Annotated in this window: 22 protein-coding genes; 14 read left to right on the top strand and 8 right to left on the bottom strand. The window is 64.5% G+C overall.

What is annotated here, in order from left to right:
• Nucleotides 1-9 precede the first annotated feature (9 nt).
• The 5 genes from cysW to KUF59_RS40235 all read left to right on the top strand — a co-directional run bounded on the left by cysW (nt 10) and on the right by KUF59_RS40235 (nt 4,703).
• The gene (cysW, locus tag KUF59_RS40255) at nt 10-915 is read left to right on the top strand and encodes a sulfate ABC transporter permease subunit CysW (protein ID WP_212456827.1); all 906 of its coding nucleotides are present in this window, start codon (nt 10-12) and stop codon (nt 913-915) included.
• Entirely contained in the window at nt 905-1,939 is a 1,035-nt protein-coding gene (locus KUF59_RS40250) for a sulfate/molybdate ABC transporter ATP-binding protein (RefSeq protein WP_212456826.1), read from the top strand. The genes cysW and KUF59_RS40250 overlap by 11 nt, the downstream gene beginning before the upstream one ends.
• A 201-nt stretch (nt 1,940-2,140) precedes the next feature.
• Entirely contained in the window at nt 2,141-2,644 is a 504-nt protein-coding gene (locus KUF59_RS40245) for a CAP domain-containing protein (RefSeq protein ID WP_212456825.1), read from the top strand.
• A gap of 90 nt (nt 2,645-2,734) precedes the next feature.
• Complete coding sequence (locus KUF59_RS40240) at nt 2,735-3,916, top strand: DUF3734 domain-containing protein (RefSeq protein ID WP_212456824.1); 1,182 nt, start codon at nt 2,735-2,737, stop codon at nt 3,914-3,916.
• A 1-nt stretch (nt 3,917) separates the two neighbouring features.
• On the top strand, nt 3,918-4,703 hold the full coding sequence (locus tag KUF59_RS40235) for a 3-hydroxybutyrate dehydrogenase (protein ID WP_212456823.1): 786 nt from the start codon (nt 3,918-3,920) through the stop codon (nt 4,701-4,703).
• A 47-nt stretch (nt 4,704-4,750) separates the two neighbouring features.
• Here KUF59_RS40235 and KUF59_RS40230 read toward each other — a convergent pair whose 3' ends face one another.
• From KUF59_RS40230 to KUF59_RS40220, 3 genes are all read right to left on the bottom strand, one after another.
• Nucleotides 4,751-5,575, bottom strand: a complete 825-nt coding sequence (locus KUF59_RS40230) for a sulfite exporter TauE/SafE family protein (protein WP_212456822.1) — start codon at nt 5,573-5,575, stop codon at nt 4,751-4,753.
• Between the two features lie 190 nt (nt 5,576-5,765).
• Complete coding sequence (locus tag KUF59_RS40225) at nt 5,766-7,139, bottom strand: flippase (RefSeq protein ID WP_212456821.1); 1,374 nt, start codon at nt 7,137-7,139, stop codon at nt 5,766-5,768.
• Between the two features lie 254 nt (nt 7,140-7,393).
• The gene (locus KUF59_RS40220) at nt 7,394-8,233 is read right to left on the bottom strand and encodes a protein-disulfide reductase DsbD domain-containing protein (RefSeq protein ID WP_212456820.1); all 840 of its coding nucleotides are present in this window, start codon (nt 8,231-8,233) and stop codon (nt 7,394-7,396) included.
• A gap of 160 nt (nt 8,234-8,393) precedes the next feature.
• Between KUF59_RS40220 and KUF59_RS40215 the strand changes: the two genes are divergently transcribed.
• Nucleotides 8,394-9,038, top strand: coding sequence for a YqgE/AlgH family protein (locus tag KUF59_RS40215; RefSeq protein WP_212456819.1), 645 nt, complete (start codon nt 8,394-8,396; stop codon nt 9,036-9,038).
• A gap of 238 nt (nt 9,039-9,276) precedes the next feature.
• Here the strand turns inward: KUF59_RS40215 and KUF59_RS40210 are convergent, their stop codons facing one another.
• Both KUF59_RS40210 and KUF59_RS40205 read right to left on the bottom strand, forming a co-directional pair.
• Nucleotides 9,277-10,164 carry a TauD/TfdA dioxygenase family protein gene (locus tag KUF59_RS40210; protein WP_258767990.1) on the bottom strand — a complete coding sequence of 296 codons (888 nt, stop codon included), beginning with the start codon at nt 10,162-10,164 and terminating at the stop codon, nt 9,277-9,279.
• Between the two features lie 97 nt (nt 10,165-10,261).
• The gene (locus tag KUF59_RS40205; RefSeq protein WP_212456817.1) at nt 10,262-11,041 is read right to left on the bottom strand and encodes an SDR family NAD(P)-dependent oxidoreductase; all 780 of its coding nucleotides are present in this window, start codon (nt 11,039-11,041) and stop codon (nt 10,262-10,264) included.
• A 102-nt stretch (nt 11,042-11,143) separates the two neighbouring features.
• Here KUF59_RS40205 and KUF59_RS40200 point away from each other — a divergent pair, with 102 nt between their 5' ends.
• Together KUF59_RS40200 and KUF59_RS40195 are read left to right on the top strand one after the other, a co-directional pair.
• Nucleotides 11,144-11,878 (top strand): SDR family NAD(P)-dependent oxidoreductase, encoded by a 735-nt coding sequence (locus KUF59_RS40200; RefSeq protein WP_212456816.1) that lies wholly within the window; start codon nt 11,144-11,146, stop codon nt 11,876-11,878.
• A 187-nt stretch (nt 11,879-12,065) separates the two neighbouring features.
• A complete protein-coding gene (locus KUF59_RS40195) occupies nt 12,066-12,440 on the top strand; it encodes a CsbD family protein (protein WP_212456815.1) in 375 nt (124 codons plus the stop codon).
• Nucleotides 12,441-12,449: 9 nt separating this feature from the next.
• Here KUF59_RS40195 and KUF59_RS40190 read toward each other — a convergent pair whose 3' ends face one another.
• Complete coding sequence (locus KUF59_RS40190) at nt 12,450-14,150, bottom strand: SGNH/GDSL hydrolase family protein (protein ID WP_212456814.1); 1,701 nt, start codon at nt 14,148-14,150, stop codon at nt 12,450-12,452.
• Between the two features lie 159 nt (nt 14,151-14,309).
• Nucleotides 14,310-15,683, bottom strand: coding sequence for a lytic murein transglycosylase (locus tag KUF59_RS40185; protein ID WP_212456998.1), 1,374 nt, complete (start codon nt 15,681-15,683; stop codon nt 14,310-14,312).
• A gap of 203 nt (nt 15,684-15,886) precedes the next feature.
• On the opposite strand from KUF59_RS40185, the gene galU reads away from it, so the two are divergent.
• Nucleotides 15,887-16,765, top strand: coding sequence for a UTP--glucose-1-phosphate uridylyltransferase GalU (gene galU, locus KUF59_RS40180; protein WP_212456813.1), 879 nt, complete (start codon nt 15,887-15,889; stop codon nt 16,763-16,765).
• A gap of 185 nt (nt 16,766-16,950) precedes the next feature.
• Here galU and KUF59_RS40175 read toward each other — a convergent pair whose 3' ends face one another.
• Nucleotides 16,951-18,447: a sensor domain-containing diguanylate cyclase gene (locus KUF59_RS40175; protein ID WP_212456812.1), complete on the bottom strand. Its 1,497-nt coding sequence runs from the start codon at nt 18,445-18,447 to the stop codon at nt 16,951-16,953.
• 145 nt (nt 18,448-18,592) lie between these two features.
• Between KUF59_RS40175 and KUF59_RS40170 the strand changes: the two genes are divergently transcribed.
• The 5 genes from KUF59_RS40170 to KUF59_RS40150 all read left to right on the top strand — a co-directional run bounded on the left by KUF59_RS40170 (nt 18,593) and on the right by KUF59_RS40150 (nt 21,387).
• Nucleotides 18,593-18,850, top strand: coding sequence for a DUF7662 domain-containing protein (locus tag KUF59_RS40170; RefSeq protein WP_212456811.1), 258 nt, complete (start codon nt 18,593-18,595; stop codon nt 18,848-18,850).
• A gap of 10 nt (nt 18,851-18,860) precedes the next feature.
• Nucleotides 18,861-19,103, top strand: coding sequence for a hypothetical protein (locus KUF59_RS40165; RefSeq protein WP_212456810.1), 243 nt, complete (start codon nt 18,861-18,863; stop codon nt 19,101-19,103).
• A gap of 430 nt (nt 19,104-19,533) precedes the next feature.
• Nucleotides 19,534-20,010: a DUF3833 family protein gene (locus tag KUF59_RS40160; protein WP_212456809.1), complete on the top strand. Its 477-nt coding sequence runs from the start codon at nt 19,534-19,536 to the stop codon at nt 20,008-20,010.
• Between the two features lie 201 nt (nt 20,011-20,211).
• Nucleotides 20,212-20,415, top strand: coding sequence for a hypothetical protein (locus KUF59_RS40155; RefSeq protein WP_212456808.1), 204 nt, complete (start codon nt 20,212-20,214; stop codon nt 20,413-20,415).
• Nucleotides 20,416-20,496: 81 nt separating this feature from the next.
• Nucleotides 20,497-21,387: a DUF1259 domain-containing protein gene (locus KUF59_RS40150; RefSeq protein WP_212456807.1), complete on the top strand. Its 891-nt coding sequence runs from the start codon at nt 20,497-20,499 to the stop codon at nt 21,385-21,387.
• The last annotated feature ends 233 nt before the right edge of the window (nt 21,388-21,620 follow it).

The following is a 21,620-nucleotide window of genomic DNA, read 5'->3' as shown; positions in this document are numbered from 1 at the left end:
GGTTGCGCGATGACGATGCAATTGACCGATACCGTCGCCCTTGCCTCGCCCGAGGCGCGCGCGCATGCGGAGGCCGCAAGAAGGAACCTCCGTACCGAGCCTCCGGCGGTCCGCATCGCCATCATCTCGCTCGCGATCCTGTTCCTCAGCGTGTTCGTGGTGCTGCCGCTGGTCGTGGTATTCGCGCAGGCCTTCTCCAAGGGCATTTTGGCCTATCTCGCCGCGCTGTCGGAGCCGGAAGCGCTGGCCGCGATCCGGCTGACGCTGCTGGTGGCGGCGATCTCGGTCGGTCTCAATCTCGTCTTCGGCCTCGTCGCGGCCTGGGCGATCGCAAAGTTCGAGTTCAGGGGCAAGACGTTCCTGATCACGCTGATCGACCTGCCGTTCTCGGTGAGCCCGGTGATCTCCGGCCTCGTCTTCGTGCTGCTGTTCGGCGCTCAGGGCTATTTCGGCTCGTGGCTGCGCGAGCACGACATCCAGATCCTGTTCGCGGTGCCCGGCATTGCGCTGGCGACCACCTTCGTGACCTTCCCGTTCGTGGCGCGCGCGCTGATCCCGCTGATGCAGGAGCAGGGCACACAGGAGGAGGAGGCCGCGATCTCGCTCGGCGCCTCCGGCCTGCAAACCTTCTTCCGCGTCACGCTGCCCAACATCAAATGGGGCGTGCTCTACGGCGTCCTGCTCTGCAATGCGCGCGCGATGGGCGAGTTCGGCGCAGTCTCCGTCGTCTCCGGCCACATCCGCGGCGAGACCAACACGATGCCGCTGCTGGTCGAGATCCTCTACAACGAATATCAGTTCGTCGCGGCCTTCGCGATCGCCTCGCTGCTCGCGATGCTGGCGCTGATCACGCTGATCGCCAAAACCGTTCTCGAACGTCATCTGGACGAAGGACACGAACCCCGTGACCATTGAAGTCAAGAATCTCGTCAAGAAGTTCGGCACCTTTGCCGCGCTCGACGGCGTCGACCTCAAGGTCGACAATGGCGAGCTCGTGGCGCTGCTCGGCCCATCCGGCTCGGGCAAGACCACGCTGCTGCGGATCATCGCCGGCCTCGACTGGCCCGATTCCGGCGAGGTCTTCTTCAACGGCGAGGACGCGCTGGCGCGGGGCGCGGGCGAGCGCCATGTCGGCTTCGTGTTCCAGCACTACGCGCTGTTCCGCCACATGACGGTGTTCGAGAACGTCGCCTTCGGCCTGCGCGTGCAGCCGCGCGCCGTTCGCAAGGACGAGGCCGCGATCCGCGCGCGGGTGAAGGAGCTGCTCGACCTCGTGCAGCTCGACTGGCTCGCCGACCGCTATCCGAGCCAGCTCTCCGGCGGCCAGCGCCAGCGCATTGCGCTGGCCCGCGCGCTCGCGATCGAGCCGCGCATCCTCTTGCTCGACGAACCCTTTGGCGCGCTCGACGCGAAAGTGCGAAAAGAGCTGCGGAAATGGCTGCGCTCTCTGCATCATGAGATCAGCGTCACCTCGATCTTCGTCACCCACGACCAGGAGGAGGCGCTGGAAGTCGCCAACCGCGTCGTGGTGATGGACAAGGGCAAGATCGAGCAGATCGGCTCGCCCGATGACGTCTACGACAATCCCGCCACCGCTTTCGTGCACGGCTTCATCGGCGAATCCATCGTGCTGCCGGTTGATGTCGCCGATGGTGCAGTCCGGCTCGGCGACCGGCCGCTGGCTCTCGCGGCCGACGGGCTGTCGCCTGGCGCGTCAAAGCTGTTCGTGCGGCGACACGACATGCTGGTCGGCCCGCCCGGCAGCGGCGCCTTCGAAGGCGCCGTGCAGCATGTGCGGACTTTTGGCCCCGTGCAGCGCGCCGAGGTCGCGCTGTTCGGCGGCGAGACCATCGAGATCGACGCGCCCCGTGACAGGGAACTGCGTTCCGGCGATCGTGTCGGGCTGGAGCCGCGCCGCTACCGGATATTTGCGGGCTAGGGATCCCGTCATTCCGGGATGGTCCGAAGGACCAGACCCGGAATCTCGAGATTGTGGCGCGAGATTCCGGGTTCGATGCTCCGGGCCGCGCTTTGCGCGGTCCCGTCGCATCGCCCCGGAATGACGGACCAAATTTCCGTAAAATTCACCTTTCAGCCACGGTTGGTATGCAACAACGGCCCGTCTCCTGGGGGCTGATTCATGCGCGCCGCGGCCGCAATTCTCATCACTTTGCTTCTCGCCGGCTGCGCGGGCACTGAAACGCCGGTCCAGCAACCGTCCATGTACACGGACATGGCTGCTCCCGGCGCGCGGCTCGATGCGCAGGCCGCCGCCGTGATGATCTCCCAATACCGCCAGAATAACGGGCTCGGCACCGTCATCGTCGATCCCGATCTGATGAAACTGGCGGAATCCCAGTCGCAGGCAATGGCCGCCGCCAACAAGATGGACCACGACGTCCGTGCGCCGCTGGCCAAGCGCCTCAACACCGGCGGCTATCCGGCCACCGTCGCGGTCGAGAACGTCTCGGCCGGCTATCACACGCTGGCGGAAGCGTTTTCCGGCTGGCGCGACTCGCCCCCGCACCGGGCCAATATGCTCAAGAGCGGTGTCACAAAATTGGGCATCGCGGCGGGCTATGCTCCGGGCACCAAATACAAGGTGTTCTGGACGATGATTTTGGCGTCAACGGACCCCCGATAAGCCAGTCTTGATCTCCGGATGCATTGACGCCGTGGTGAACTGACGCCACGGTGGCGCGCCATTTCCTAACGATACATTTGACTGATCCCCATGACCGATCATTCCGGGCCGGCATCGAGCAGAATCCCCGCCAATGCGCAGCGCGTCCTGGTGCTCCAGGGCGGCGGCGCGCTCGGCTCCTATCAGGCCGGCGCGTTCCAGTCCTTGTGTCATTTCGGCTTCGATCCGGATTGGGTCGCCGGCATCTCGATCGGCGCCGTCAATGCGGCCATCATTGCGGGAAATGAGGGTCACACCCGCGTCAAGCGGCTGAAGGAGTTTTGGGAGATGGTCGCGGCGCCGGTGCCGTGGAAGCCGATCGGAAAGAGCGATCAGAGCCGCGAGCTGTTCAACTCTACGAGCGCCGCGCTGATCGCGACCTTCGGTGTGCCGGGCTTCTTCGTCCCGCGTGTCCCGCCCGCGCCGTTGTGGCCGCCCGGCCATCCGGAGGCGGAAAGCTATTACGACACCACGCCGTTGAAGAGGACGCTGGAGCGACTGGTCGATTTCGATCGCATCAACGATCTGAAGACGCGCCTGTCCGTCGGAGCGGTCAGCGTCACCTCGGGCAACTTCAAATATTTCGACAATTATGAGTTCAAGAAGCTCGGTAAGAAGATCGGCCCCGAGCACATCATGGCTTCCGGTGCGCTGCCGCCGGGCTTTCCCTCCGTCATTATCGACGGTGAGCACTATTGGGATGGCGGCATCGCCTCGAACACGCCGCTCGACTACGTGCTCGATGCCGAGGTCGATCGCGACATGCTGATCTTCCAGGTCGACCTGTTTTCGGCGCGCGGCGACTTGCCGACCTCGCTGCTCGAGGCCGCCGAGCGTGAGAAGGACATCCGCTTTTCCAGCCGGACGCGGATGAACACGGACAAGAACAAGCAGTTGCACAATGCCCGCAGGGCCGTGCGCGACCTGATCAGCAAATTGCCGGATTACCTGAAGAACGATCCCGACGTCGAATTCCTCGCCAAGGCGGCGCGCGAAAGCACTGTCACGGTGGTGCACCTGATCTATCGCAGCAAGAACTACGAATCCTCGTCCAAGGACTACGACTTTTCTCACCTCGCCATGGTCGAGCATTGGGAAGCCGGCGTGCGCGACGTGCATCTGTCGATGCGCCACAAGGATTGGCTCGAGCGGCCGCAATCCGGCGAGACCATGGTGACTTACGATCTCACGGGGGACGTCACCGCGCCCCCGGCCTCAACCAGGAGCGAATGAAATGGGTACTCTGTCAGGCAAGAACGCCGTCGTGACCGGTTCGACCAGCGGTATCGGGCTCGCTTATGCGCGCGCCTTCGCCGCCGCCGGCGCCAACGTCGTCATCAACGGTTTCGGTGCGCCCGCCGACATCGAGAAGGAGCGCGCGGCGATCGAGTCCGACTTCAAGGTGAAGGCGATCTATTCGCCCGCCGACATGAGCAAGCCGGCGGAGATCGCCGCGATGATCGCGCTCGGCGAAAAGACCTTTGGCTCGGTCGACGTCCTCGTCAACAATGCCGGCATCCAGTTCGTCTCGCCGATCGAGGAGTTTCCGGTCGAGAAGTGGGACCAGATCATCGCGATCAACCTGTCCTCGGCATTTCACGCCATCCGCGCGGCGGTGCCCGGCATGAAGAAGAAGGGCTGGGGCCGCATCATCAATACGGCCTCGGCGCATTCGCTGGTCGCCTCGCCCTTCAAGTCGGCCTATGTGTCGGCCAAGCACGGCATTGCCGGCCTCACCAAGACCGTGGCGCTGGAAGTTGCGACCCACAAGATCACCTGCAACTGCATCAGCCCGGGCTATGTCTGGACGCCGCTGGTGGAGAAGCAGATCCCCGACACGATGAAGGCGCGCAACCTGACCCGCGAGCAGGTCATCAACGACGTGCTGCTGGACGCGCAGCCGACCAAGGAATTCGTCACCTCGGAGCAGGTCGCAGCCCTCGCCCTGTTCCTGTGCGGCGACGACGCCGCGCAGATCACGGGGGCCAACCTCTCGATCGACGGCGGCTGGACGGCGTAGGCCGCGTTTTGACAAGGGAATGGCGGACGACGTCCGCCGTTCCCGCCTCAATGCGTCCAGGCCAGCGCCGTCACGATGACCGACGACAGATTGAGCTCTGCAAAGGCAATCTTGCCGGCGACCACGACGAGGACGCTGGCAAGCGTCAACCGCAGCACGGTTTCCGGCACGCGCGTCGCGCTGTAGCTGCCGATCACGATGCCCGGCAGCGATCCCATTAGCAGCACGCCCATCAGCGACCAGTCGACATCGCCGAGCGCCCAGTGTCCGATCCCCGCCACCAGCGTCAGCGGCACGGCATGCGCGATGTCGGAGCCGACGATGGTCGCCATCGGCAGACGGGGATAGAGCAGCAGCAGCACGGTCACGCCGACCGCACCGGCGCCGACCGACGAAATCGAGACCAGCACGCCAAGCACAGCTCCGGTGATCACGGTTGCAATTGCCGTAGTGCGATCGTCGACGCCTTCCAGGCGTCGGCGATAGCGCTCCATGATGGACTTGCGAAAGATCAGCGACGTCGCTGTGAGGACCAGCGCAAAGCACAGCACCAGATTGACCAGGCTGCGCTCGGTATCGCTCTTGAGGTCGAGCTTCCAGAGCACGAACAGCGTTAGCGCGCTCGCCGGGAGGCTGCCGCAGGCGAGCCGTGCGACGGCGGGCCAATGCACGCTGCGGGACCAGCTATGCACGACGCTGCCGCCCGCCTTGGTGGCGGCGGCGTACAGAAGGTCGGTCCCCACGGCCGTCGACGGGTGCACGCCGAACAACAGGATCAGCAGCGGTGTCATCAGCGACCCGCCGCCGACACCCGTCATTCCGACAAGCAGGCCGACGCCGAAGCCCGATGCGACGTAAAGCGGATCAATCATGTCTGGGAGGAATCTAGGTCTATCTCGTTGGTCAGGCAATATGACGTAGAATAAACTTGCTCTGGGTCGCAACTGATTGGACCAAATAAGAAAAATCGTGCTGCCGTATCAGATGCGGGAGCCGAATTGACCTGCTCGACTTGATTTGGCGAAACAGGCGTTTTGCGGAGCGCCGATGGCCCGGATCAGCCTACCGCCCGAACGCCAGCACGTGCAGGCCGAGCCGCTGCCGCACGATCCAGAACAGCAGCACGGTCTCGAATGCGAGCGAAATCGAGGTTGCGGCGGCAGCACCATGGCCACCGAAACGCGGCACCAGCGCGATGCACAGGATGACGTTCATGACGAATGCCAGCGCGTAGGCCAGCGCGCAGATCTTCTGGTGGCCGAGCATGTTGAGGAGGCGCTCGACCGGGCCGATCGCGGCACGCACCACGAGGCCGATTGCGGCCACGAACATGATGTCGTAGCCAACCACGAATTGCGGCCCGAACAGCCAGAGCAGTGGCTTGCCGACGGCGAGCAGCGCGACCGTCGCAGCCAGCGACGGCCAGAACGTCCAGTTGATGGCGTGCGCCACGTAGGCCGACAGCCGCGCCTTGTCGCCGAGCGCGTTGTATTCGGCGAAGCGATGCGCCGTCGTCGCCGCCATCGCGTAGTGGATGAACGAGACCAGCGCCAGCGTCTTGACCACGGCGAAATAGACGCCGACCTCGTCGGAGGGGCGGAACTGCTGCAGCACCAGCACGTCCGTATAGGACAGCAGCAGGTAGAAGCTTTCGACCAGCAGGATCGGCAGCGAGACGGCAAGCCAGCCGCGGATGTCGTAGGCCTTCGGACCCGCCTCGATATGGCCCGACAGCTTGTGGTTCAGCACCACCATCTGTCCGGCCATCGCGATCCACACCGCACCCGCGCTTGCGACCATCGCGGCGGTGGCGCCGAGATGGAAGCCGAGCACGAAGGCGGCGGCCGTGATGCCGATGATCAGCGCCTGGCGGATGATGAATTGCGGCATCAGGCCGAGCTGCATCCAGTCATGCGAGCGCGCGATGCCGTCCTGGGTATTCGCAACGACGAAAGCCGGCAGCGTCATGCAGCCGATATAGAGCGGCAGCTCCGATGCGGGATCGATCCACGGCGACAGCAGTCTGACGATACCGGCCAACCCGAGCGAGACCAGCGCCGACACGATGAAGGTCAGCCAGCGGCTGCCCGAGAGAAAGCCGCGCAAGAGCGCGTGCTCGCCGCTGGTGCGATATTCCGGAATGATCTTTTGCGCGGAGGCCGAGATGCCAAAATCCATCATGCTGCCGAGCAGCAACACCCAGGTCCAGACATAGACGTAGACGCCGTAGTCCGAGGTGCCCATCCAGCGCGCGAGCAGGATCTGGGCGAGATAGGCCATGCCCGCGCTGATCACGCGGATGATGAAGATGGTGCCGGCGAGCCGCCGGGTCAGCGAGGCCTCGCTCGTTCCGCCGCCGCCCGCCATTTTCGCGCGCAGCCGCGCGATCAGCCCGACAGGCTCCGTCGTTGCGCCTTGTGCGTCCATCACGGCCACGTCGAAGCTGCCCTCACGTCCCGCACGATGCGGCAGGGTCTGGCCTAGCAACCATTCGTTAAGAAACGGTGGCCGCTACGGCCACACCGACATCGCCCCGGCCTAGTGCGCAATTGCGCACGGGGGGCCAGGGCCCATAACCCAAGGGAGAAGCTTGGCGAAGACTCGTGATCGCCAGCTCGCACCATCCCTGTGGCTATAGGTCCCGGATCGGCGCGCCGCTGTGCGGTGCTGGTCCGGGACGACAGCGAGAATCAATCCAGATTGATATTGAACTCGTAGGACTTCTCCGGGCCGACCAGCGTGAACTTCAGCGCCGCGCCGTCCGGCCTGGCGCCGGGCGGCAGGCCGTCGAGATCGAACATGAAGCGTTTGACGCCTGCCGCGCCGCGCTCGAGCGGTGTCGGGATCGGCAGCGCCCAATCGGGCGTCGGACCCTCCACGAACAGATTGACGTCGCGCGCATCAGGCGTGACCACGTCGACCGCGACCTTGCCAGCCCCCTCGCGCTTGACGTCGCGGATCGTCAGCGGATTGGGATCGCCGATATTGGCCGGCTTGGGCACGGTGTCGAGCGCCGCGAACAATGCCGCGTCTTCGGTCGAGGCGACGCTGTTGAAACCGAGCTCGGCCTTGGCCTCGACGGGGATGCAGAGCTTTTCGCAAACCGCATAGTTGATCTCGGCGCGCAGCGTCACCGGCTTGTCGGCGGTCTTGGCGACGATGCGCAAGGGCAGCACGATCTGGTCGTGATAGCCGATCGAATGACCGCCGGCGCCGTCATCGAATTTCAGCGGCGCCGGCCAGAGCACGGTCACCGCCTCGACATTGTCCGACTTCGAGAAGTCGAACCGCGGCGGAACGCCGGAATCGCCCGGCGTGCGCCAATAGGTCTTCCAGCCGCGCTGGAGCTGGAACGCGATCCCGCCGAGCAGGACCGCGCCGCTACGCGATCCCGCCAAAAGGCGGACGGCGGAATGGCTGTCGCGCTGCCAGGGCGAGGAATCGTCGGCGTGGGCGATGGTCGATTGCGCCGACACGAGCAGGGTTGCGGCGACAGCGATCGCGGCGTGCGCGGGAACTATGCTGAACATGGCACGTCTTTACAGGGTCGCCCCGGAGCAAACCATTGAATTGCTTGTGAAGGATGCCTTCGAAATCAAAGGAAGGCTTGGAAATCCGCGCCGGCAAGCCTTGATTTGACAGCCGCCCAGCCCGACATCAGGATAGGAATGCAAACCGGAGTGCTTCACCATGGCTCCTGAAGGTAAAAGGACTGGCGACAGCACCGCAATGGCCGGCCCCGCGGTCCCGACTTCGGCCGGCTATCTCGACGGCAGGCTGCTGATCGCGATGCCCGTCATGGGCGATTCCCGTTTCGAGCGCTCGGTGATCTATCTCTGCGCCCATTCCGCCGAGGGCGCGATGGGGATCATCGTCAATCATCCGGCGGGTAGCATCGATTTTCCCGAATTGCTGATGCAACTCGGTATCATCAAGAAGGGCGCGCAGATCAAGCTTCCGGAAAACGCCGAAAGCATGAAGGTGCTGCGCGGTGGCCCGGTCGATACCGGCCGCGGCTTCGTGCTGCATTCCAGCGACTTCTTCATCGAAAACGCGACGCTCAGGATCGATGACGGCGTCTGTCTCACGGCAACCGTGGATATCCTCAAAGCGATCGCCAACGGCTCCGGGCCGAAGCACGCCATCCTCGCGCTCGGCTACGCCGGCTGGGCACCGGGGCAGCTCGAGACCGAAATCCAGAGCAATGGCTGGCTGCATTGCGACGCAGACGCCGATCTGATTTTTGGCGACGATGTCGAGGAGAAGTACGCCCGCGCGCTGCGCAAGATCGGCATCGATCCCGGCATGCTGTCGAACGAGGCAGGGCACGCGTAGCTGCTGACCGCCTCCGCTGTCGTCCCGGACAAGCGCGTTGCCGGGCAACGCGCAGCGTTGACCAGAGCGGAGCGCAGATCCGGGACCCATACCCCCAGAAAGCAGTTGTTGAAGCGGGCTGGTAACAACCAGTCTTCGCCAAACTGTTCCCTGTGGTTAAGGGGCCCGGATCTGCGCTCCGCTTCGCTGCGCTTGTCCGGGACGACGGCAGAGCGCGTTGCTACTTCGCGGTCTGCGTCTACTCCGCCGCCTGCTGCTGCACCGTCGGCTCGGTGCCGGCGACCGTGGCGCGGCGCATGTCGCGGGGTTGCGACTGGTCGTAGCGGCGGACGCGGTGCATGGTCTGGCGATTGTCCCACATCACGAGGTCATGCAGCTTCCATTTGTGGACATAGACGAACTCCGCTTGCGTCGCGTGCTCGTTCAGGTCGCGCAAGAGCAGTCGTCCCTCCGGCATGTTCATGCCGATTACCTTGCCGGCGTGCGATGACAGATACAGCGACTTGCGGCGATGCACGGGATGGGTGCGCACCAGCCGCTGCCGCACCGGCTTGAACATCTCCTTCTCTTCATCGGTATATTCGGTGAAGCCGAGCGAGCCGCGCGAATACATCAGCGAATGCTCGCAGATCAGGTCCTCGATCTCAGCCTTGGTCTCGTCGTCGAGCGCGTCATAGGCCGCTCGCATGTCGGCGAATTCGGTGTTGCCGCCCTTCGGATTGACCACGCGGGCCGACAGCAGCGAGAACTTTGCAGGGATCGGCCGGAACGAGCTGTCGGAGTGCCAGAGGCAGTTGCCGAGGTTGAACAGATTGGCGCGGCTGTCCCGGGCGAGCGGCTTGCCGTCCTTGCCGAGATTGGAGACGTCGTTGAGGCCCGAGGTGAGCCGGTGGTCCTTCTCCTTGGTGATGTTGCCGCCGCGCGCGTCTTCCCGCTGGCCGAAGTTGAGCGCGAATGCCATCTGCTGCTCGTCGGTGATGTCCTGGTCGTGGAACACCAGCACCGCATACTTGTCCATGGCCGCCTCGATCTCGCGTGCCTGCTCGTTGGTTAGCGGCTGACGCAGATCGAGGCCGGAGACCTCGCCGACAAAATGCTTCTGAAGCTGCCGGATGGCGATCGTCATGGCGTTCTCTCCCGCATCTGCGAGCGGTTTGCCCGCCCTGTTTGCAGAAAAAGCTACTCCCGCGTCGGGTGATGTCAACGGTCCGGCGGCATACCTCTTAGGCGTTGCGCGCCATCAGGCCGCCGTCGACCGGGATCACCGCGCCGGTCAGGAAGGACGCCGCCGGCAGGCACAGGCTCAGCGTCATGTGCGCGACCTCCTCGGGATCGCCGTAGCGACCGAGTGCGGTGCGGCGCTTGGCATAGATCGTCTTGTGCTCTTCCGAGATGCGATCGGTGATGGCGGTGCGGATCGGGCCCGGACAGATGCAGTTCACCGTAATGCCTTCGCGGCCAAGCTCCACCGCAAGCGAGCGCGTCAGGCTGGCGACGCCGCCTTTCGCGGCCGAATAGGCGCTGTGCGTTGCGGTGGCGCCGAGCGCTTCGGTGGAGGCGATGTTGACGATGCGCGGGGTCTTCGACTTGCGCAGGTAAGGCAGTGCCGCGCGGATGATGCGCGGATGCGCCGTCAGCATCACGGCGATGCCTTTCGCCCAGGCCTCTTCGTAACCAGGATCGTCGATCGGCACGCGCACGGAAATGCCGGCATTGTTGACGACGGCGTCGAGCCCGCCGAACTGCGCAGCGACAGCATCGACCACGCACACGATCTCGCGCGCGTCGGAGACGTCGAGCTTCCAGGCTTTTGCCGAGCCGCCGCTTGTAGCAATCTCTTTCGCAACGGTTTCTGCACCGGCAGCATCGTAGTCGGTGACCGCGACATTGGCGCCGTCTGCGGCGAAGACGCGCGCGGTGGCGCGTCCCATGCCGCTGGCCGCACCGGTGACGAGAACAGTCAGTCCCTTCACGGACCGGCTCAACTCCTTGAACTCGGACATGCTGCTTCCCTGGGCCTGTTTGCTTCTTGTTATGCAATTGACAAGGCTGGCACCGATCCGCACACAGGTCAAACAAACCAAAAACAAGCGGAGGATCACGCGATGAACGAGCTCGATTTCAGCGGCAAGCAGGTGCTGGTCGTCGGCGGTTCCAGCGGCATTGGCAACGGCATCGCGCAGGCCTTTCGCGCCAAGGGCGCGCATGTCTTGGTCTGCGGCACGCGCGCCAACGCAAAGGATTATTCACCGGAGGATGGCTCCGATCTCACGGGACTCGCTTACGCACAGCTCGATGTCAGCGATGCCAAGGCAATCGAGGCGTTCAAGCCGTCGTTCGATCGGCTGGATGTGCTGGTGCTCGCGCAGGGCGCGGTGATCTATCGTCGCGGTGAATTCGAGATGGCGGGATTTCGCAGGGTCGTCGAGATCAATCTGATGAGCCTGATGGCGTGCGCGACGCGTTTTCATTCCATGTTGCGGGATTCCAAGGGCTCGCTGATCATGGTCTCGTCGACGGCGGCCTATCACTCCACCATGGGCAACCCGGCCTACAACGCGTCCAAGACCGGCGCGGTCGGTCTGACGCGGACGCTTGGGGAAGCCTGGGCGGAGGACAACATTCGCGTCAACGGCATCGCGCCGGGGCTCGTCGACACCAAGATGACGAAGGTGACGACCGCGAATCCCAAGCGGCTCGAAGGCGCGTTGTCGCGCATTCCGCTGCGGCGATTGGGCACGCCGGCCGACATGGCGGGCGCGGCCCTGTTCCTGGCCTCGCCGCTGTCGTCGTACATGATCGGCCAGACCCTCGTGGTCGATGGCGGGCTCATTCTCTAGAGCATGATCCTGACCCGAAGGGCCGCGTTAGCGCAAAGTGCGCAGCGGTTTTCCTTCGCGACAAACGCGGAACGCGTTTGCGCGGAGATCATGCTCAAACGAAAGGCTAACGCGCGACGAAAGCGCGCTTGGAACCGCACCGCGCCTGATCGGTTACTTCGGCTGAGCCCCGAGGGAGAGAACCATCATGGACAAGGATCGGATCGTCGGATCAGCCAAGGAGTTTGCCGGGCGCGTGGAAGGCGCCGTCGGCGATATCGCGCAGGACACAAAGACGCAGGCCTCCGGCCGCGCACGCGAAGCCGCCGGCTCCGTGCAAGATCTGTACGGTCAGGCAAAGGACGCTGCCCGCGAGGCCGGCGAGACCGCAGCCGCTTACGCGAAGGATGCCTATGAGGCCGGCGGCGAGACGTTCCGCGACGGCTCGCAGGCGCTCGCCAAGAGGGTGCACGACAATCCGCTCGGTGCGCTGCTGGTTGCAGGCGGCATCGGCTTTGCGCTTGCACTGTTGATGTCGCGCCCCGCGCGCCGTCCGCCGCCGCGCTGGCGTTATTACGGCTAACTCAACAGTTCAGCGGACTGGAGCGCCCGGGAGTTCGGCCGATCGTCCGACGCTGCCCGGCGGACGCGGGATCGCCGGGTTGGCCGGATTGCGCGGCTGAGGCGCGAACTGCCGCGGCGGAGGCGGGGGCGGAGAGGGCGAGCCGAAGCCGAAGAAATCGCGCAGCGACGGTGTCGCCTGCTGCGGCGGTTGCTGTAACGGCGGCTTCTTCGGCAACAATTTTGGCGGCGCGATCGCGGCCGCCGCACCCGGATTTGCACCGTTCTCGCCAGGCGTGGTCGCGGCCATCGGCGTGTCGCCCTTGGCCTGCTCACGACCGACTTCACGGCGGGGCCAGGAATAATCGTCGGCGCGGCCCGCGGGCGCGTTCAGCGGTTCGCCCTTCACAAGCGTGCGCGCGGCAAGTGCATCGACGGCCGCGGGGCGCGATCCCGGTCCACCCAGCAATTGATCGGCCGAGATCGAGGCCGCAACCAGCGGCACGATCGGCCCCGCGAGCGGCCGCGGTGCCGGCTTGCCGGGTTCGGCGCTGGTGTCAGGCGTCGCCGGTTCGCTCGGCAGCGCGATCGGGCCGGAGCGTCCGGCGAGCAGGCGCGTGATCTCGCGCTCGACATAGTGGGCGAGCTTGCGCGCGCCGGGCTTTGTGAAATAGACGCCGTCACCGGTGCGCAGCTGGCGGATCTGGCCTTCGAAGTCGGGACCCTTTTGCAGGAAGCGGCCGGCTTCGTCGACAAAACCGTCCCAGACGTCGACATAGGTGATGCCGGCCTTGTTGGAGCCTTCGCGATAGAGCGAATCCAGGAACAGCATGTCGGCCGTTCCCTTGGGCCCTCGGATCGCGGGCAGGCCGACCCAGAGCACCGGCACGCCCTTGGCCTTGAGCACGCCGATCAGCTCCTCGATCTTCTTGCTGTAGAGCTCGACCCAGCGGTCGTCGCGGAATTCGTAGAGCCCGTTGGGTGAGCGCGCGGTCTTCTCGGGCGCCGTCACCTGCGGCGTATCGGCATTGTCGGCGTCGTCCTGCGGCAGGTCGCTGTCGGCGGGCTTTTCATCCGGCTTGGCTGACGCGTCCGGCTTGGCGTCACCGGGTTTGGCCGGCGGCTTGCCGCGCGCGTTCTTGTCGTTCTTCTTGTCTGTCGCCTTGTTGTCGGTCTTGTCGGCTGCCGGCTCACGCATCGCCATGCGATCGTTGAGGCCGAGCATGACGACAATGGCGTCCGGCTTTTCCGTCTCGAGAATACTCTTGGCGGCCGCCGTCCAGTCCGAGGGCTCGCCGCGCGGCTGGTACTTGATCAGGCCGGACGTCGTCTTGTGCTTGCGGATCACGCCCATATCGGGCTGCTCGGCATAGGCGTCCTCGAGGCCGTAGGCGAGCCAGTCCGCCATGCCGTCGCCGATCACCAAAATGTTGCGCTCGGGTACGGTGTCGCGCTTGGCCGGCGCCGGTGCGCGCGAAAAATCCTGACGCGGGGCCTGCGGCTGTTGCTGTTGGAAGGGCGCAAAGAAGTCGCCGCCGAACCAGCCGCCGCCACCACCGCCGCTGCGCGGTGGCGCGGGCCGCGACGGTCCGCCAAATCCGGGGAAGTTGAAGAACTGCGCCGAGGCAGGTCCGGCAATCGAAACCAGGATCGCAAGCGCCGTCCCCAGCGCGATCAACGGGCCGGTCTGGGTCAACGCCTTGAAGAATGATTTCGGCTTCGGCTCTGACATGCGATTTCGGGCACGCGCAAGGGAGTTTGGAGACGGCAAACATAATAGCGGAATCGGGCCGCAAACGGGCAGATTTGATTACGTCATACACCGGCGATCGGCCAGTCCCGTCAAGGATTTGGGCCGAATTCCGCGTTCAGGGTTACTTTTGGCCGCCTTTCAGCGCCCGCGGAGCCGTTCCAGCATGTCGGAGGAGGCAAATCCGTCGGCGGGGGCTCCGATCGAGGCCTGGAAGTTGCGCAGGGCCTCCCGGGTCTGGCCGCCGAACTGGCCGTCCGGGGTGCCCTTGTAGAAGCCGCGCTGGGCCAAAAGCTGCTGGAGCTCCAGCCGTTCGGTCCGGGACAATTCGCGCTCCTGGCGCGGCCAGGGCTGCACGAAGGGCTGGCCGCCGCGCAGGCGGTCGGCAAAATGCCCGATCGCGAGCGCATAGGCCTCGGCCGGGTTGTACTTCATGATCACGCGGTAGTTTTGCAGCATCAGGAAGCCCGGACCTGCCGCGCCGGCGGGCGCGAGCAGATAGGCTTTCTCGGCCGGATGCGGGAACGGCTGGCGGTTGGCCCTGACGACGCCGAGCTTCTCCCATTGCGCGATCGTCATCGCCTTGGCGCGGTCGGCCAGCATGTAGTTGAAGCCCTGGGGCACGGCGACTTCAAAGCCCCAGGTCTGGCCGGCCTGCCAGCCGTCCTTCTTCAGATTGTTGGCGGTGGACGCAATCAGGTCGGTCGGATTGTCGACGACGTCGCGCCGTCCGTCGCCGTCGCCGTCCACGGCAAAGCGCTTGAAGGCGGTCGGCATGAACTGCGTCGGACCGAACGCGCCGGCCCAGGAGCCGCGGAGCTGTTCGGGACGCAGATCGCCGCGATTGAGGATCTCCAGCGCCGAGAGAAACTCGTCCTTGAAATAGGCCTGGCGGCGGCCGATGCAGGCGAGCGTCGCGGTCGATTGCAGCACGCTGCGATCGCCCATCTGGGTCGAGTAGTTGGATTCGATGCCCCAGATCGAGGCGATGATGTAGCGGTCGACGCCATAGGCCTTTTCGGTCGCGTCGAACTGCGCCTTGTATTTGGCGAGGACCTCCTTGCCCTTGGCGAGGCGGTTGTCGTTCACGAGGATGTCGAGATAGTCCCAGATCGATTTTGTGAACTCCGGCTGCGAATCCATCAGGTCCATGATGCGCAAATCGGGCGAGAGGCCCGTCGTGAAGCGCTGAAAATTCTCCTGGGTCACGCCGCGCCGTGCGGCATCAGGCCACATCGATTGGACGCAGGCGTCGAAGTTCGCCGCCGCCTGGCGGATCGCGGCCGCCGTCATCAGCGGATGGCCGGAAGCACCGTCCTCGCCGCTCCAGGGTTTCGGTCCGTCCGTGCCCTGCGCCGGTTGCGAGGGGCCGGCGTTTGGGCCGGAAAAGATCCCGCCAAACAGGTTGGACAGGCCGTTGTTGGAGGCCTGCGCGCGCACCTCGAGCGGGAACAGGAGCGCAGCCGCCATCATGGTCGCGCCGGACAATTTTGCCAGTCCCGCCGTCGGTCGCATCGTTCCCACCTGGTTTCCTCCAAGATCCGGCATCAGGAGGCCCTGTTACGGTTGCCAATATCTTAACAAAGGTGAAGTTTTGTAGGCGCTCCCTGCCTAAAGTCTTGCCGGCGGGGGCCCAACATCCGCCTTTGTTGCCGGCTGCAAAGCGGCTAGCAACACCTCATTGCTCCCTTCACGTTCCAAGGTATTCGATCGATCCCATGAAAATCCGCAAAGCCGTCTTCCCGGTCGCCGGCCTCGGCACCCGCGTCCTGCCTGCCACCAAGGCGATGCCCAAGGAAATGCTCACCATCGTCGACAAGCCGCTGATCCAGTACGTCTATGACGAGGCGAGGGAGGCCGGCATCGAGCATTTCGTGTTCGTCACCGGACGCAACAAGGCCGTCATCGAAGATCACTTCGACCGCATGTTCGAGCTCGACACGACGCTGGCCTCGCGCGGCAACAAGAAGGCCGAGCAGGACGTGCTGGCGGAGAACCAGCCTCCGGCCGGCGCCACCAGCTTCACGCGCCAGCAGGCGCCGCTCGGCCTCGGCCATGCCGTGTGGTGTGCGCGCGACATCGTCGGCAACGAGCCGTTCGCGGTCGTGCTGCCCGACGAGCTCGTGCTGAACACGCCGGGCTGCCTGAAGCAGATGATCGAGGCCGCAGCCAAGCTCGGCGAAAAGTCCAACCTGATCGCGGTCGAGCCGGTGCCCGCGGAGCTCACGCACCAATACGGCATCTGCGGCGTGGGAAAGCGCAGCGGCAAGATCTTCGAGGTCGACGGCATGGTCGAGAAACCGCCGAAGGGCACCGCGCCGTCCAACCTCTCCATCACCGGCCGCTACATCCTGCAGCCGGAGATCTTCAAGATTCTGGAGACGCAGGAGCGCGGCGCCGGCGGTGAGATCCAGTTGACCGATGCGATGATCACGCTTGCCAAGAAGCAGGCCTTCTACGGCGTCGAGTTCGAGGGCGAGCGCCACGATTGCGGCTCCAAGGCCGGCTTCCTGCGCGCCAACATCGCCTTCGGCCTCAAGCGCCCCGAGCTGCGCGACGGGCTGATCGCGGAGATGAAGAAGTATCTCGGGCAGTGAAAGCCTGAGGCTTTAGTGGCCCCTCTGACCAAAGTGTCGAAACAACCCCATGCACAGTAGCGTGGGGTTGGCGGGCGTTACCGGACTGGTATTGCGGAAGTGTTTGACGCGTCGGGTAAATCAACGCGCCCGACAAAAGTGAGTGCGTGGCTTGCTGCTTGCCCGATTGACGGTACAGGCGGCCCTCAAGCCACCAGCGACAGCTTCGGGATGTTCGCGACCACGGACTGGTTGCGGCCGCCGGCCTTGGCCGCGTAGAGCGCCTTGTCGGCAGCGGCGACCAGGATCGACCAGTCCATTCCGGCCATGGGAACGAGGCTCGCGACGCCGCAGGACACGGTCGACATCGACTGATCGTCCGACCAGCCCTGCACCTTGGTGCGGATTTTCTCGGCGACCTTGAACGCATCGTCCGCCGACGTATCCGGCAGCAGCACGGCAAATTCCTCGCCGCCATAGCGCGCGGCGCAATCGCCGGCGCGGCGCACGGAATCGGAGATGCAGATCGCGATACCGACCAGCACCTGGTCGCCGGCCTGGTGGCCGTAGGTGTCGTTGTAGGCCTTGAAATGATCGGCATCGATCATCAACAGCGCGACCGGCGAGCCGTGACGAACCGCGCGCCGCCATTCGAGATCGATCACCTGGTCGAACTTGCGGCGGTTGCGCAGGCCCGTGAGCGCGTCCGTCGTCGCCATCTCCTCGAGCTTGTTCTCGGCGTCGGCGCGACGGCCGATCTCGCGGGCCAGCACCAGCGTCGAGCCCAGCATGAACAGGATCAGCGTCAGCACCACGGCGCCGATCCGGAAGGCCTCGGTCTTCCAGAGCGCAAACACGGCGGACAGCGGCTTGCCGGCCACGACGAACAAGGGGCCCCCGCCGTTGCTGCGTGCGTATAGCCGCGGCGTCGCATCCACCGGCCCCTGGCCGGAATAGGTCCCGCCAGCCTTGAGGTTGTCGGGCTTCCATTTCGCGCGATCGGCGAGGTTCTTGCCGATGATGTCGAGGTCGAACGGGCGCCGCATCATGATGGTGCGGTCGCGCTTGAGCACCGTGATGGTGTCCTCGGGGTCGAGCGTCAGCCGCTCGAACAGCTCGTGGAAATAGCTGAAGCGGATCGAGCCGGCGACGACGCCCATGAAGCCGCCGTCCTGGTCGCTGATGCGCCTGGAGAGCACGATGGCATAGGCGCCGCGGAACAGCATCGGGCGGCTGATGAACAGGCCGGCGTTCGGGTTGTCGCGATGGACCTTGAAGTAATCCTCATCGCTCCGGTTCTCAGGGACAGGATCGAGCGTGGAGGCGTCGATCGTCAGCTTGCCGTCGGAGTCGAAGACCTGAACCGCGCCGAAATGCCGTGCGGTGATGGCATGGTCGAACAGGATCAACTGGCGGATCGGCTTCGAGACGGCCGAGAGCTCCGGCAGCAGCATGTTGCTGGCGACGGCGCGCAGCGCCAGATCGTAGATCTCGATGTTGCGGCCGATATCGGCCTCGATGGTGGTGGCGAGGTTCTCCAGCGTCTGGCGGGCCAGCGCCTCCTCGCCCCGGCGCATGTCGAGCATGACGTTGACGCAAATGGCGGAAAAGCCGATCACCGTCACGACGGACGAGATGATCAGTAGTTTCGCCGAAATCCGCCAGGGGCGCTTGGCCGCGCCGTCGCGCCATCCGAACCGCATCGTTTGCTCCCGACACTTACGGATGCGCCTGAATTCTTGAGTAGTGCTTAAATCGCGACGTTGCTGCCGCGATCGGTTAAAAAATGGTTTCCGCCTCTATCGCTTTCAGGCAGAACCGGTACGGACGAACGGTTTGAGGACTGCGGTGAACGACTACGACCCATTGCGCGATTATCTGAAGCGGCAGAAGCAGGCCGAGTTCGTGCTGAGCTTCGAAGAGATCGAGGAAATCATCGGCGCGGCGCTGCCGCGTGCGGCGCAACGTGCCTCATGGTGGGACAGCCTGCGCAGCCCCGACATCCAGATGCCGCAACGCGAGGCCTGCCTTGCCGCAGGCTTCAAGGCGGTACGGATGCCCGACGGCGCCAGCGTGCGGTTCACGAAGATGAAGACGCCGCGGTGACCTCCCGATCATGCGCTGGCTGAGGGGCGTTCTCGCCGCCGTGCTGGTCGCACTCGGCGTGCTGTTCGCGCTCGCCTTCGAGGCGCGCTACTGGCGCTGGCGCGACTGCTTCAACGAACTCGGCCGCTGCTACGATCCGGTCTCGCAGGACGTGTATCTCGAAAAGGCCGGCATGGTGTGGGGCGGTCTTGCGGCGGTATCGCTGCTGGTGGGATTTGCGCTGGGCTTAGGGCTGCGCCGCAGGCGTGAGTAGCATTGCGTTACAAAGCATCCTTCCCTGCAGCCGGGCTTCGGTCCACTTTGTAACACAGCGGGGCAGCGTCTTCGAGACTGCGTTGCGGGTTAGCCTCGAGCTAGCCGAGGCAGCGCAACGACCCCGGTCCTAGTGCAGGAACAAATCGTCCCGCCCTCCCTTGTTTCGGAGGAGGACACCGCCATGACCGAAAGCCAATCCGCAAATGAGCCTTCCAGGCTCGCAGAAGCGACAGCGACGATACGCCACGCAGCCTCCGAGGTCCGGCAGTCGCTGGAGACGGGGCAAGCACCAGGGCAATGGAAGAGCATTGTTCGGGACCTCGTCCGTGAGGCCCCGCTACCCTCGCTGATCGTAGCCTTCATGCTGGGCGTTATCGTTGCACGTCGATGAGCGCTGATGCGCCGCAACGTCGGACTCGGGTATCACCATGGCTATCGAGGATTTCAAACGGACCGAACCCGCCTTCCTGCCCGAAACGTTCTTTGTCGGCCGGCTCGAAGGCTGGGCTGTCGTCGAGAGCCTGATTGGCGGCTTGCAGAAGCGCGCCACCATCACAGCCGTCGTCACGCTCGAGGAAGAAACGGACACTGTGCTCTTCACCGAAACCTACGAGTTCGATGACGGCCATAGCGACACGCTGCATTGGACCATTCGAAAGCTCGGAGAAGGGCAGTACTCAGGCCACGAGAACGGCCTGGAAGGCGAAGCGACGGGCGAACAGGCGGGCTGCGCCTTTCACTGGAAGTACACGCGAAACACGCCTCAGGCGGGCGGCCATTCCACCAAGCTGAATTTTGACGATTGGTTCTACGCCATTGATGGGCGCGCCTGCATTGTACGGGGAAGCGCGGGGCGTGCAGGCATTCCCTTCGCGACCGCCCATGTCACCTATCGCCGACTTTAGTAGCCGACCTCGACCACGTGGAGGTTTCGCAAGGAAAGGCCGGCGCACGGGGTTGTGAAGTTCCGACCGGCGAGTTTCCGCGCTGCGGTGTCGCGCCTCCCGGACGCGCGGAGTAAAAGACTAGCGGGGACGTGCAGACTCCCCTTCAGACGCTCGTCGTCCAAGCTCTGTGCAGCACTCGATTTGTCGAGGGGATTGCGCATGGACGAACAAGACCTTCCGAAATCACCATCTGGAATTCATGAACCGGTCGATCCCAAACTGGGGACGCCATCCGACACAGGTTCTTCAGTCGTCTTTTTCGGCGACCGGGCGCAGGTCACGCGAGGTTTTGAAATCGGCCTTCGTGCAATGGGAATCGACCGGCTAGAGCCCCGTTCCGACAGAATCGGAACGGGGCTCTAGCTACTTGGTTTGACGCGTTTTCTTGACGCGAACCGGTATCCGCTTCGCTGGAAAACGCTCTAGAACAAGGAGGAGATTCCGATGCGTAACATGGTCTGGCTTTTGGCCTCGATCCTGGCGGCGTCCCTGAACGCCGCCGCAGGCGCACAGGACATCGACTGGCAGAAGGTGGATGAGGTCTTCGGCAGAAAGGCCGCGGTGTCAGGCGATGCGCATCGCTACGGATTTCCGCGCAGCGATCTGGCGGTAACCTTGGACGGCGTTGCCATCAAGCCGGCGTTCGCGCTTGGCGGTTGGGTTGCGTTCAGGCCGGCGCATGGTGGCGCGATGGTGATGGGCGATCTCGTGTTGCTGGAGACCGAGATCAATCCGGTCATGCTCAGGTTGATCGAGGGCGGGTTGGAAATCACGGCCGTGCACAACCATCTGCTGCGCGCGGCTCCAGCCACCTTCTACATGCATGTCGGCGGCCACGGCGATCCCGTGAAGATGGCCGGCGTCATCCGCGAGGCGCTCTCAGCCAGCAAGACGCCGCTTGCGAGCACGGTCGGTGCTGCGCCGCCGCCGGCTGTCGATCTCGACACCGCCCAACTCGACGAGATCATCGGCGCCAAGGGCCAGAGCAATGGTGGCGTCTATCAGTTTGCCGTGCCGCGCCGCGATGCCGTCAGCGAAGCCGGCATGCAGCTTGCGCCACCTGGGCCGATGGGTGTCGCGGAGGCGATCAACTTCCAGTCCACCGGTGGCGGCAAGGCGGCCATCACCGGCGACTTCGTGCTGACTGGAGACGAGGTCAATCCGGTGATCAAGGCATTGCGCAGCAACGGCATCGAGGTGACCGCGCTTCACAGTCACATGCTGGACGAACAGCCGCGGCTGTTCTTCTGCCACTTCTGGGCCAATGACGAAGCCAGGAAGTTGGCGCAAGGCGTGCGAGCGGCCCTGGAAAAGATTGCGGTCGTGCTGCATTAGCGGGTGTCTGCCTCGGATAAGGCTGGCATCGGCCGCGGCGCCATCGCGTAGGGTGCTCTCGCAGCCACGCCTTGGCGCCGAAAACCGAAAGATGGAACAACAAGAAACCAGGGATGAAGGTCTCGCGGAACCGACGCCACCAAATCCTCCCGCGTGCGGCCGACCGTTCGACACGCCTGCCCAGATCGACCGCGCGCAATCAATCAAGTTCCACCTTGATCTATTGCTTAACC

Source organism: Bradyrhizobium arachidis (assembly GCF_024758505.1).
GTDB lineage: Bacteria > Pseudomonadota > Alphaproteobacteria > Rhizobiales > Xanthobacteraceae > Bradyrhizobium > Bradyrhizobium manausense_C.
This window is presented reverse-complemented; position numbering and strand designations above follow the sequence as displayed.